Origin of the sequence: Streptomyces coelicoflavus (assembly GCF_003112555.1) — a bacterium.
Taxonomy (GTDB): Bacteria; Actinomycetota; Actinomycetes; order Streptomycetales; family Streptomycetaceae; genus Streptomyces; species Streptomyces coelicoflavus.
Window position 1 is genome coordinate 458,327 of record NZ_BEWB01000005.1, and the last position, 11,945, is coordinate 470,271.

Genomic DNA, 11,945 nt, shown 5'->3' on the forward strand with positions numbered 1-11,945 from the left:
CGGGGGCACCGCCCCGGCCCCGGTGAGTCCGGGGCGGGCCGGGCGGGACCGGTACGGGTCTCCGAACGCCCCGCCGCTCACCCCCAGTGGTCGCCCCACCCCCACACGTCGGGGGCCGAGACCGCTGCCGCGGCCGTGCTCCGGACGCCGAAGCCGCCGCGGAAGAAGAGCATCGGATCCCGCTCGGTCACGGTCTCCAGGGCGAGGACCCGGCCCACCACCACGTCGTGGTCCCCGGCCGGGTGCACGGCGTGGACGTCGGCGTGCACCCGGGTCAGGACGCCGGGCAGCGACGGAGTGCCCCAGCGGGACAGCTCCCAGTCCAGCCCCTCGTACTTGCGGCCCCTGCTGGACCCGAACCGGCCGCACAGGTCCGTCTGTTCCGCGCCGAGGATGTTCACGCCGAACCGGCCCGACTCCCTGATCCTCGGCCAGGCGCGCCCCCGGTGGTCCGCGCAGAACAGGACCAGGGGCGGTTCGAGCGAGACGGACGCGAAGGACTGGCAGGCGAACCCCACCGGGGCGCCGTCCCGGCCCGTCCCCGTCACCACGGTCACGCCGGACGCGAAGGTGCCCATGACGCGCCGCATCCGCAGGGGCGTCGGCTCGGTCTCCTCGGCGGCCTCGGGCGGGGACAGGGACTCTGCGGTCATCGGTTTCACCTCGAGGGGGACGGTGCGGTGATGTGCCCGGGAGCGGGCAGGGGGCCGAAGCTAGGACACCCTCCGGCCGGGCCGGGTGCCCGTTCCCGATGAGTGGAACCACCCTCCGGCCCGGCCCCCCTCGCCGTGCCGAACCCGCCCCCGCCGTACGCATCCCGCTGACCGAGACGCCTCCCGCGCCGCCCGGCCGGCCCTGACTACCGTCCGGGACCACCGACCACCGAGGTCCACCGAGGGCAGGGAATGATGACGGAGCTGAGTCACGACTCCACACTGCGCGAACTCCCCACAGATCAGGGTGTGCTGCGCTACCACGAGGCCGGAGACGGTCCGCCCCTGCTGCTGTTGCACGGTTCGGGCCCCGGCGTCACCGGCTGGCGCAACTACCGCCACAACCTGGGCACCTTCGCCGAGCACTTCCGCTGCCTCGTCCTGGAGTTCCCCGGGTTCGGCGTCAGCGACCCGGCCGACGGCCACCCCATGGCGACCGCGGCCTCGGCCGTCACGCGGTTCCTGGACGGCCTCGGCCTCCAGCGGGTCGACGTCGTCGGCAACTCCATGGGCGGCATCGTCGGCACCCGCTTCGCGCTCGCCCACCCCGACCGGGTGCGCCGCCTGGTGACGATCGGCGGCATCGGCCGCAACGTGTTCAGCCCGGCGCCCGGTGAAGGCATCAAACTGCTCACCGAGTTCACCGACGCGCCCTCCCGCGAGGGCCTGGTGCGCTGGCTCCACTCCATGGTGTACGACCCGGCACTGGTGACCGAGGAGCTGATCGAGGAGCGCTGGGCGCAGGCCACCGACCCCGAGACGCTCGCGAGCGCCCGCCTGATGTACGGCAGCGAGGCCTTCGCCGCCCGCGCCGCCGCCGCGGCCGCCTCCGACGAGGCACCGTACTGGGCGCTGCTGCACCGGCTGAAGGCGAAGACGCTGCTCACCTGGGGCCGCGACGACCGCGTCAGCCCCGTCGACATGGCCCTCCTGCCCATGCGCACCATCCCGGACGCCGAGCTGCACGTCTTCCCCGACTGCGGGCACTGGGTGATGATCGAGCAGAAGGCCGCCTGGGAGAGCGCCGTTCTCGCCTTCCTGACCCGCGACGCATCGGCCGGTGCGGACGCGACGCGCAAGGACGCGGCGTGAGCACCCCCGCCCGGCAGGGCTGGGACGAGGAGTTCGACTTCGTCGTCGTCGGCAGCGGCGGAGGCGGCATGGCCGCCGCGCTGACCGCCGCCGACAGCGGACTGAGCACCGTCGTCGTCGAGAAGGGCGCGATGTACGGCGGCACCACCGGCATCTCCGGCGGTGGCATCTGGATCCCCAACAACCCCACCCTGCGCGCCAAGGGCCACGACGACAGCCGCGAGTCGATCCGCCGCTACCTGGACCGGCTCACCGAGGGCCGGGTGCCCGCCGCCCGCCTCGACGCCTACGTCGACCAGGGGCCCGCCGCGATGGCACTGCTCGGCAAGAGCCGCTGGATGCGGTTCTTCTGGGTCAAGGGGTACGCCGACTACCACCCCGAGTACGACGGCGGACGCCCGCTCGGCCGGTCCGTGGAGGCGCTGCCCTTCGACACCCGCAGGCTCGGCGAGGACGAGAAGCACCAGCGGCCCAACAGCCTCAAGGGCCCCCTCGGCCTGTGGATCACCGCGAAGGACTACCGCGACCTCGCCATGGTCAAGCGGACCTGGCGCGGACGCTGGGCGTCGGTCGTGGCCGCCTGGCGGGTCTCCTCCAACGTCGTGCGCCGCCGCCACATGGCCACCGGCGGCCGCGCCCTCGTCGCCCGCCTGCGCATGGCCCTCAAGGACGCCGGCGTACCGGTGTGGCTGCGCAGCCCCATGACCGAACTCGTCGTCGACGACGCCGGGAAGGTCACCGGGGTCGTCGTCACCCGCGACGGCCGCACCGTGCGCGTCGGTGCCCGCCGCGGCGTGCTCCTCGCCACCGGCGGCTTCGACCACAACCCGGAGATGCGCGAGAAGTACCTCCCCGAGGGCGGCCGGGACAATCACAGCGCCGGAGCCGTCGAGAACGTCGGCGACGGCATCACGGCCGGCCAGGCCCTCGGTGCCGCACTGGACTTCATGGACGACGCCTGGTGGATGCCGTCCGTGCACCACCCCTCCGGCGCCACCGTCCCGCTCGTCTCGGAGCGCTGCATCCCGCCGTCGGTGATCGTCTCCGGCGACGGCAGGCGCTTCACCAACGAGTCGTCGCCGTACGTCAACTTCGTCCACGACCAGCTGGCCGGCGGACACGTCCCCGCCTGGTTCGTGATGGACGCCAAGGCCCGCGCCCGCTACCCCTTCGCCCAGGTGCTGCCCGGCATGCCGTTCCCCAAGGCGTTCTACGACAAGGGCACCGTGCACCGCGCCGACAGCATCGGGGAACTCGCCGAGCGGATCGGCGTCCCGAGCGACACGCTGGCCCAGACCGTGGCGCGGTTCAACGGCTTCGCCCGCAGCGGGAAGGACACCGACTTCGGCCGCGGCGACAGCGCCTACGACCGCTACTACGGCGACCCCACCCTCAAGAACCCCAACCTCGACGAGATCGACAAGGCCCCCTACTACGCGGTGCGCATCGAGGTCGGCGACCTCGGCACCAAGGGCGGCCTGGTCTGCGACGAGCACAGCCGGGTACTGCGCGAGGACGGCTCGGCCATCGCCGGACTGTACGCCACCGGCAACACCTCGGCGTCCGTGATGGGAGGCGAGTACGCCGGTCCGGGCGCCACCATCGGCCCCTCCATCGTGTTCGGGCACATCGCCGCCCGGCACGCGGCCGCCGCCGACCGCACCGGGCCGGTCACCTCCCAGGACGCGCCGTGAGCCCCGGCCCGCTGACCGTACGCGTCGTCAAGGTGATCCGGGAGACGGCCGACGCGCACTCGCTGGTCCTGGAGCCCGCCGAGGAGGACCGGGCCGCGTTCGCCTACCGTCCGGGCCAGTTCCTCACCCTGCGGGTGCCCTCCGAGCGGGACGGCGGCGCCGCGCGCTGCTACTCGCTGTGCAGCTCACCGGTCCGCGACGAACTGCTCAAGGTCACCGTCAAGCGCACCGCGGGGGGCTACGCCTCGCACTGGATCTGCGACCACGTCGCCGAGGGCGACACCCTCCAGGTGCTGCGGCCCGCCGGCACCTTCACCCCCGACTCCCTCGACGGCGACTTCCTCCTGTTCGCCGCGGGCAGCGGCATCACCCCCGTCATGTCGATCCTCACCTCCGCACTGCACGCCGGGACCGGCCGCGTCACCCTCGTCTACGCCAACCGGGACGAGCAGTCCGTCATCTTCCGCGAGGAACTGACCGCGCTCGCACGGGAGTACGGTGACCGGCTCACCGTCCTGCACTGGCTGGAGTCCCTCCAGGGCAGGCCCACGGCTTCCGGGCTGCGCGCCCTCGCCGCGCCGTACGCCGCCCGTCCCGCCTTCGTGTGCGGGCCCGGCCCCTTCATGGACCTGGCCACGGGCGCCCTCGCCGACCTGGGGGTGCCCGCCGGCCGGATCACCGTCGAGCGGTTCACCTCCCTGACCGGCGACCCCTTCGCGGAGCCGGACAACGACCCGGAGGCCGGCACCGAGGGGCCCGTCAGCACGGCCGAGGTGGAGCTGGACGGCGTCAGCCGCACCGTCGACTGGCCCCGCGGCAGGCCCCTGCTCGACGTGCTCCTCGCGGCCGGACTCGACGCTCCCTACTCCTGCCGGGAGGGCGCGTGCAGCGCCTGCGCCTGCGTCCTCGTCGAGGGCGAGGTCGTGATGGAACGCAACGAGGTCCTCGACGCCCAGGACCTGGCCGACGGACTCGTCCTCGCCTGCCAGGCACGCCCGGTCAGCGACCGGCTGAAGGTCACTTACGACGGCTGACCGCCTCCCCACCCCTTCTTCTTCTCTGGACTCCCTCGACTCGGATGAGGTTCGAAACAGTGACCAAGGCGACCGCCGCGATCGTCGGATCCGGCAACATCGGCACCGACCTGATGTACAAGCTGCTGCGCTCCGAGACCATCGAGCCGCGCTGGATGATCGGCATCGACGCGCAGAGCCCCGGCCTCAAGCGCGCCGCCGACCACGGACTGCACACCGGCGCCGACGGCGTCGAACCGCTGCTGTCCGGCGCCGAGCGGCCCGACCTGGTCTTCGAGGCCACCTCCGCCCACGTCCACAAGGCCAACGCGCCCCGGTACGCCGCCCTCGGCATCCAGGCCATCGACCTCACCCCGGCCGCCATCGGCCCCGCCGTCGTGCCCGCCGTCAACCTCGGCGACCACCTCGACGCGCCGAACGTCTCCCTCATCACCTGCGGCGGCCAGGCCACCATCCCGATCGTGCACGCCGTCTCCCGGGTCACCGAGGTGCCGTACGCGGAGATCGTCGCCAGCGTCGCCTCGCCGTCCGCCGGGCCCGGCACCCGCGCCAACATCGACGAGTTCACCCTCACCACGAGCCGCGGCATCGAGACCATCGGCGGCGCCGCCAGGGGCAAGGCCATCATCATCCTCAACCCGGCCGAACCCCCGATGCTCATGCAGGACACCGTCTTCTGCGCGATCCCCGCCGACGCCGACCACGCCGCCGTCACCGCGTCCATCCACGAGACCGTCGCCAAGGTCGCCTCCTACGTGCCCGGCTACCGGCTGCGCACCGAGCCGCAGTTCGACGAGCCGACCCCGGTCAGCGGCGGACTCGCCCGCGTGGCGGTGTTCCTGGAGGTGGAGGGAGCGGGCGACTTCCTGCCCCCGTACTCCGGGAACCTCGACATCATGACCGCCGCCGCCACCAAGGTCGGCGAGGGCTTCGCCCAGCGGATCACCGCCCGCCGCGCCGGTGCCTGAGACCCGCCCACCGAGGAGTACACGAGTCATGCCCTACAGCACCGACCTGGACATCCGCGTCACCGACTCGTCCCTCAGGGACGGCTCACACGCCAAGCAGCACCAGTTCACCGTCGACCACGTCACCTCCGTCGTGGCCGCCCTCGACGACGCGGGCGTCCCCGTCATCGAGGTCACCCACGGCGACGGCCTCGGCGGGTCCTCCTTCAACTACGGCTTCAGCCACACCCCCGAGCAGGAACTCATCAAGGCCGCGGTGAAGACCGCACGGCGCGCGAGGATCGCCTTCCTGATGCTGCCCGGCCTCGGCCTCCAGGACGACATCCGCGAGGCCGCCGACAACGGCGCCTCGATCTGCCGCATCGCCACCCACTGCACCGAGGCCGACATCGCCGTCCAGCACTTCGGCCTCGCCCGCGAACTCGGCCTGGAAACCGTCGGTTTCCTGATGATGTCGCACAGCAGCCCGCCCGAGGCACTGGCCCGGCAGGCCCGCATCATGGCCGACGCCGGCTGCCAGTGCGTCTACGTCGTCGACTCCGCCGGCGCCCTCGTCATGGAGGAGACCGGCGACCGCATCGCCGCCCTGGTCGCCGAACTCGGCGACGACGCCCAGGTCGGCTTCCACGGCCACGAGAACCTCGGCCTCGGCGTCGCCAACTCGGTGCTCGCCGTGCGCGCCGGAGCCACCCAGATCGACGGCTCCACCCGCCGCTTCGGCGCGGGCGCCGGCAACACCCCCGTCGAGGGGTTCGCCGCCGTCGCGGAACGCCTGGGCATCCGCACCGGCATCGACGTGCTCAAGATCATCGATGCCGCCGAGGACGTCGTACGGCCCGTCATGGACGGCGAGTGCCTGCTCGACCGCATGTCGCTGACCATGGGCTACGCCGGCGTCTACTCCAGCTTCCTGAAGCACGCCGCCCGCCAGGCCGGCAAGTACGGGGTGTCCGGCGCCGAGATCCTGCTGGAGGCCGGGCGCCGCAAACTCGTCGGCGGCCAGGAGGACCAGCTCATCGAGATCGCGGTCGGCCTCGCCGAGAGGGACCGCGCCACCGCACCGACCTCCCCGGGGAAGTGAGCCCAGCCATGACCAATCCCGTACTCGAGGCCGTCGAGGCACGCGCCGACGAGATCAGCGCCCTCGGCCCCGCCAACGAAGCCCTCGGCCGGCTCGACGACCAGGCCGTCAAGGTCCTGCGCGACGTCGGCGCCATCCGCATGCTCCAGCCCAAGGCCTACGGCGGACTCGAACTGCACCCGCGCGAGTTCGCCGAGACGGTCATGCGGATCGCCGCCTGCGACGGAGCCACCGGCTGGGTCGCCGGGGTCGTCGGCGTGCACCCCTGGGAGATGGCGATGGCCGACCCGCGGGTCCAGGAGGAGGTCTGGGGCGAGGACCCGGACACCTGGATCGCCTCCCCGTACGCGCCGATGGGCCTGCTCAGGCCCGTCGACGGCGGCTACGTCTTCAACGGCCGCTGGCAGTTCTCCTCCGGCACCGACCACTGCCGGTGGATCTTCCTCGGCGGCTTCCTCGCCGACGCCGACGGCAACCGGCTGAGCCCGCCGCGGTCCGTGCACGTCATCCTGCCGCGCGCCGACTACGAGATCGTCGAGGACTCCTGGGACGTCGTCGGCCTGCGCGGCACCGGCAGCAAGGACGTCGTCGTCAAGGACGCCTTCGTCCCCGCCTACCGGGTCGTCGAGTACGCCAAGGTGGTGGACGGCTCCCTGGCCGCCGAGTCCGGCCTGACCAACCCCGCCTACCGGCTGCCGTTCTCCGCCGCCTTCCCGCTCGGCATCACCTCCGCCGTCATCGGCATGTGCGAGGGCGCCCTCGCCCACCACCTCGCCTACCAGCGCGACCGGGTGCAGATCACCGGGCAGGCCGTGCGGGACGACCCGTACGTGCTCTACGCCGTCGGTGACGCGGCCGCCGAGATCGCCGCCTCCCGCGCCGCGCTGCTGGACAACGTCAGCCGGATGTACGACATGGTCGCCGCCGGACAGGAGATCACCTTCGAGCGCCGCGCCGTCGGACGGCGCACCCAGGCCGCCGCCGCCTGGCGCGCGGTCCGCGCCGTCGACGAGATCGTGGCCCGCTCCGGCGGCAACGCCATGCGGCTCGACAACCCGATCCAGCGCTTCTGGCGCGACGTCCACACGGGTCTCGCGCACGCCATCCACGTGCCCGGGTCCGTCTTCCACGCCTCCGCCCTCACGGAGATCGGCGTGGAGCCGCCGCAGGGCCCGATGCGCTCGATGATCTGACCACCCAGGAGGACCAGACATGACCCAGATCCGAGGACTCGGCTACCTACGGGTCCAGACCCGTGACATCGACCGCTGGCGCGAACTCACCGTGGACGCCCTCGGGTTCGCCGAGGGATCGGGGCCCGACCCCGAGGCTCTCCACCTGCGCATGGACGAGCGCCGCGCCCGGCTCGTCGTCCTGCCCGGCGACACCGACCGCGTGCTGTCCGTCGGCTGGGAGGTGCGCGACCAGTTCGCCCTGGCCGCCGTCGGCCGCGCCGTCGAGGCGTCCGGCACGGCCGTGAAGATGCTGAGCCAGGAGGAGGCCGACGACCGGGGAGTCGAGGCCGGCCTCGCCTTCGAGGACCCGGCGGGGGTGCCCGTCGAGGTGTTCTTCGCACCGATCCTCGACCACAGCCCCGTGCTGACCGGCCTCGGGCAGCGGTTCGTCACCGACGGGCAGGGCATGGGGCACGTGGTGCTGCCCACCACCGCCATGGACGACACGGTCGCCTTCTACACCGAGGTGCTCGGCTTCCTGCCGCGCGGCGGGATCCGGATCGGCGGCCAGGCGTCCGACGCGCCGCCCCGCCGGGTGCGCTTCATGGGCGTCAACGAACGCCACCACAGCCTCGCCGTCTGCCCCGCCCCGCACAGCGGCGAACCCGGCCTCGTCCACCTCATGGTCGAGGTCGACACCCTCGACGCCGTCGGCCGCGCCCTCGACAACGTGAACAAGCGGAACTTCTCGCTCTCCTCCACGCTGGGCCGGCACACCAACGACAAGATGGTCTCCTTCTACGTGCGCGCCCCCGGCGGCTGGGACATCGAGTACGGCTGCGAGGGCATGCGCGTCGACGAACGGCACTACACCGCCGAGGAGATCACCGCCGACAGCTACTGGGGCCACGACTGGTCCGGCTCCGAACCGCTCGCCGCCTTCACCCCGCCGCCCGGGACCGACGCGTGAGCACCGCCCGGCCGGTGACACCAGTCCGCGCCGGGACGGTCACCCGCTGGGCCGCCGAGACCGACGTACTGGTCGTCGGACACGGCTGCGCCGGGGCCGCCGCCGCGTTCGAGGCCGCGTCGGCGGGCGCCGGTGTCCTGGTCCTGGAGCGGGCGGGCGGCCCCGGCGGCTCGTCGGCCCTGTCGGGCGGCGAGCTGTACCTGGGCGGCGGCACCGAGGTGCAGAGGGCCTGCGGCTTCGAGGACAGCCCCGAGGAGATGTACTCCTACCTCCGGGCGGCCCTCGGACCGCACGCCGACGACGAGAAACTGCGCCTGTACTGCGAGGAGAGCGTCGCCCACTTCCAGTGGTTCGTGGACCGGGGACTGGCCTTCGAACCGACCCTGTGGGACGCGCCGACCTGGATGCCGACCACCCGGGACGGTCTGATGTGGCTGGGTGAGAACGCCTGGCCGTACAACGAGATCGCCCGGCCCGCGCCCCGCGGGCACCGCACGGCCACCGAGGCGTTCGGCGGCTGGCTGGTGATGGAGAAGCTGGTCGCCGCCGCCGGGGAGGCGGGCGCGGTGACGCACTCCGACACCCTGGCCACGGCCCTGATCGTGGACGACACCGGCCGCGTCGTCGGCGCCACCGCCCGCCGGCACGGCGAGGACCTGGCGTACCGGGCGCGCGGGGGAGTGGTGCTCACCACCGGCGGGTTCGCCGACAACGAGGAGATGCTCGCCGACCACGCCCCGCACCTGCTCGCCCACGGCAGGGTCAGCGACGGCCTCGACGACGGCAGCGGCATCCGGATGGCCGCCGCCCTCGGTGCCGCGACCCGCCGCATGGGCGTGGTCGAACTGGCCCTGACCGCACTGCCCGCCCTGGCCGTGCGCGGCATGCTCGTCAACGCCCACGGGCAGCGCTTCGTCAACGAGGACGTCTACCCGGGCCTGTTCAGCGTGGCCGCCGTGCTGACGCAGCCGGCCCCGTACTGGGTGATCGTCGACGAGGAGGGCTACGAGGCGGTGCCCGAGCGCGAACGCTGGGGCGTCGTCCCCCGGTTCGTGTCCGAGACCCTCGGCGAGCTGGAGGGCGAACTCGGCATGCCGCCGGGGTCCTTGGAGTCGTCCGTCGGCACCTACAACACGCACGCGGCGCGCGGGCGTGACCCGTACTTCCACAAGGACGCGCGCTGGCTCCGTCCGTTGGAGGGGCCGTTCGCGGCGATCGATCCCAGGGCCGGCTTCCACCAGGGCGGGCGGCCCAGCGCGGGAGCGGGCACGGGCGTCGCCGGATTCACCCTCGGCGGGCTGCGCACCACCGTGGACGGCGCCGTGCTCGACGTGTCCGGCGCCGTCCTGCCCGGCCTGTTCGCCGCGGGGCGGGCGGCCTCCGGCATCCACGGCGAGGGGTACGTCAGCGGTACGTCGCTCGGTGACGGGACGTTCTTCGGCCGCCGTGCCGGTGTGGCGGCAGCGGCGGGGCTTCGGTCCGCCTCCTGAACGCGGTGGGGCCGGGTACGCGCGGGGTGCGCGTACCCGGCCCCACCGTTGTGTCCGCCGGGCCCGGGGGAAGTGTCCCGGCGGACGGTCCGGGGGAGGGAGCGGGCTCAGGCTCGATGGCCGGGCAGGGGGCCGGTATCGGTGTGGGCGTCGGCGTCGGCGTCGGTGTCGTGGCCGGGGCCGGGGCCCGCCGGGTCCACGACCTCGATACGGCCGCGCAGCGCCGCCTCGCGGATCGTGTCGCGCAGGGACCGGCAGCCTTCGAAAGCCCCCTCGGTCCCGCCCGTTCCGCCCGTCCCACTCGTCCCACTCGTTCCGCCGGCCGCGTCCCGCTCCGCGCAGGCCGCCGTGGCCCGCGCGGTCCACTGCACGCTCGTCTGCTGCCAGCTGCTCTTGCGCACCAGCACCTCGGCGGCGCACCGCTCGCAGGCCAGCGGCCGCATCGGGACCCCGTCGGCGCGCCGGGTGTCGAGCCGGTTGTCGACCCGGCTGTCGATCCTGGTGTCGTTCTGTTGGCCGACGCGCATCAGACCGGCCGGCCCTCGGCGACGGCGGCCTTGCGGGCCAGGTTGGCCTCGACCTCCCGCTGCCACGCCTCCACGGGCCGCGTGGTGTCCAGCTCGAACTCGAAGCGGTCGGTCATCTCCGGCGTCACGTCGGCGGCATCGACGTAGAACTGCTCGTACCAGCGGCGGAGTTGGTAGACCGGGCCGTCCTCCTCGCACAGCAGCGGGTTGTCGATGCGGGTCTTGTTCTTCCAGATCTCGATGTCCTGCTCGAACCCGAGCTTGATGAACTGACCCATGCCCGCCGCGAGTTCCTCGGCCTCCTCGGCCGACAGGGACGCCGAGCGCTTGACGACGATGCCGTACTGGAGCACGAAGCGGTTCGCGTCCACGGGGTAGTGGCAGTTGATCAGGACCGAGCGCACGTCGTCGGCGTTCTCGTAGTGGTAGGTGAGGTTGTCGATCATGAAGGACGGGCCGTGGTACGAGGCCACCGAGTTGCTGCCGCTGGTCTTCGGCTTGCCGTCCTGCTCCTGCGGGCGCGCGTCGGGACGGCCGGTGCCGCGCATGTACTGGGTGGCGGTGTGTCCCTCGAAGACGTTCTTGAAGTACGTCGGGAAGGAGTAGTGGACGTAGAAGAAGTGGGCCATGTCGACGACGTTGTCCACCACTTCACGGCAGTTGGCGTCGACCACGGTCTCGTACCAGAGCCAGTCGGTCCACTCGTCGCTCGTGGCGCCCTCGATGCGGGGGACGGTCACGTCCGCGGGCGGCGGGTTGCCCTCCGGGTCGTTCCAGACGAACAGCATGCCGTCCTGGTCCAGGGTCGGCCAGGCCGCCGTACGGGCCCGCAGCGGGACCCGCTTGGAGTACGGGATCTGCTTGCAGCGTCCGTCGCCGCCCCAGCGCCAGTCGTGGAAGGGGCAGGCCACCTGGTCGCCCTTGACCGTGCCCCGGGAGAGGTCGCCGCCCATGTGCCGGCAGTAGGCGTCCAGGACGTTGAGCGTGCCGTCACCGGCCTGGAACACCACGAGCTTCTGGCCGAAGGCCGTCACCGCGTGCGGCTTGCCGTCCTTGTACTTCTCGGCGAGGCCCAGGCAGTGCCAGCCGCGCGCGAAGCGGGTCGGTGCCGCGGCCGCCTCGATGGCCCTGACGTCGTCGTGTGCTGACTCGACTGCGCTCACGTTGCTCTCATCCCCTCAGGACGCGTGGACTCCACGGT

General features: G+C 72.7%; 11 protein-coding genes. 8 read left to right on the forward strand and 3 right to left on the reverse strand.

Annotated elements, in window-relative coordinates; translation table 11 throughout:
* Positions 1–77 precede the first annotated feature (77 nt).
* Positions 78–653, reverse strand: a complete 576-nt coding sequence (locus Sco07f_RS13915) for a flavin reductase family protein (protein WP_087792266.1) — start codon at positions 651–653, stop codon at positions 78–80.
* A 255-nt stretch (positions 654–908) separates the two neighbouring features.
* Between Sco07f_RS13915 and Sco07f_RS13920 the strand changes: the two genes are divergently transcribed.
* Genes Sco07f_RS13920 through Sco07f_RS13955 form a run of 8 tightly spaced genes read left to right on the forward strand, consistent with a single transcriptional unit; the run spans position 909 to position 10,217 of the window.
* On the forward strand, positions 909–1,805 hold the full coding sequence (locus Sco07f_RS13920; RefSeq protein ID WP_244942045.1) for an alpha/beta fold hydrolase: 897 nt from the start codon (positions 909–911) through the stop codon (positions 1,803–1,805).
* Positions 1,802–3,499, forward strand: coding sequence for an FAD-binding protein (locus tag Sco07f_RS13925; RefSeq protein WP_108988010.1), 1,698 nt, complete (start codon positions 1,802–1,804; stop codon positions 3,497–3,499). The genes Sco07f_RS13920 and Sco07f_RS13925 overlap by 4 nt, the downstream gene beginning before the upstream one ends.
* Complete coding sequence (locus Sco07f_RS13930) at positions 3,496–4,533, forward strand: ferredoxin--NADP reductase (RefSeq protein WP_108988011.1); 1,038 nt, start codon at positions 3,496–3,498, stop codon at positions 4,531–4,533. The genes Sco07f_RS13925 and Sco07f_RS13930 overlap by 4 nt, the downstream gene beginning before the upstream one ends.
* Before the next feature lie 44 nt (positions 4,534–4,577).
* On the forward strand, positions 4,578–5,501 hold the full coding sequence (locus tag Sco07f_RS13935; protein ID WP_108988012.1) for an acetaldehyde dehydrogenase (acetylating): 924 nt from the start codon (positions 4,578–4,580) through the stop codon (positions 5,499–5,501).
* 28 nt (positions 5,502–5,529) lie between these two features.
* Complete coding sequence (dmpG, locus tag Sco07f_RS13940) at positions 5,530–6,582, forward strand: 4-hydroxy-2-oxovalerate aldolase (RefSeq protein ID WP_087792271.1); 1,053 nt, start codon at positions 5,530–5,532, stop codon at positions 6,580–6,582.
* Between the two features lie 8 nt (positions 6,583–6,590).
* Positions 6,591–7,775, forward strand: a complete 1,185-nt coding sequence (locus Sco07f_RS13945; RefSeq protein WP_087792272.1) for an acyl-CoA dehydrogenase family protein — start codon at positions 6,591–6,593, stop codon at positions 7,773–7,775.
* Between the two features lie 19 nt (positions 7,776–7,794).
* Complete coding sequence (locus Sco07f_RS13950) at positions 7,795–8,727, forward strand: VOC family protein (protein ID WP_108988013.1); 933 nt, start codon at positions 7,795–7,797, stop codon at positions 8,725–8,727.
* Complete coding sequence (locus tag Sco07f_RS13955) at positions 8,724–10,217, forward strand: FAD-dependent oxidoreductase (RefSeq protein ID WP_108988014.1); 1,494 nt, start codon at positions 8,724–8,726, stop codon at positions 10,215–10,217. The genes Sco07f_RS13950 and Sco07f_RS13955 overlap by 4 nt, the downstream gene beginning before the upstream one ends.
* Before the next feature lie 107 nt (positions 10,218–10,324).
* Here the strand turns inward: Sco07f_RS13955 and Sco07f_RS40365 are convergent, their stop codons facing one another.
* Positions 10,325–10,744, reverse strand: coding sequence for a hypothetical protein (locus Sco07f_RS40365; RefSeq protein ID WP_218030736.1), 420 nt, complete (start codon positions 10,742–10,744; stop codon positions 10,325–10,327).
* The gene (locus Sco07f_RS13965; RefSeq protein ID WP_108988015.1) at positions 10,744–11,907 is read right to left on the reverse strand and encodes a 3-ketosteroid-9-alpha-monooxygenase, oxygenase component; all 1,164 of its coding nucleotides are present in this window, start codon (positions 11,905–11,907) and stop codon (positions 10,744–10,746) included. Before Sco07f_RS13965 ends, Sco07f_RS40365 begins: the two co-directional genes overlap by 1 nt.
* Positions 11,908–11,945 lie beyond the last annotated feature (38 nt).

Coding starts and splice junctions, on each gene's coding strand:
- Sco07f_RS13915 (WP_087792266.1), bottom strand. CDS start 653: ATGACCGCAGAGTCCCTGTCCCCGCCCGAGGCCGCCGAGGAGACCGAG.
- Sco07f_RS13920 (WP_244942045.1), top strand. CDS start 909: ATGACGGAGCTGAGTCACGACTCCACACTGCGCGAACTCCCCACAGAT.
- Sco07f_RS13935 (WP_108988012.1), top strand. CDS start 4,578: ATGAGGTTCGAAACAGTGACCAAGGCGACCGCCGCGATCGTCGGATCC.
- dmpG (WP_087792271.1), top strand. CDS start 5,530: ATGCCCTACAGCACCGACCTGGACATCCGCGTCACCGACTCGTCCCTC.
- Sco07f_RS13945 (WP_087792272.1), top strand. CDS start 6,591: ATGACCAATCCCGTACTCGAGGCCGTCGAGGCACGCGCCGACGAGATC.
- Sco07f_RS13950 (WP_108988013.1), top strand. CDS start 7,795: ATGACCCAGATCCGAGGACTCGGCTACCTACGGGTCCAGACCCGTGAC.
- Sco07f_RS40365 (WP_218030736.1), bottom strand. CDS start 10,744: ATGCGCGTCGGCCAACAGAACGACACCAGGATCGACAGCCGGGTCGAC.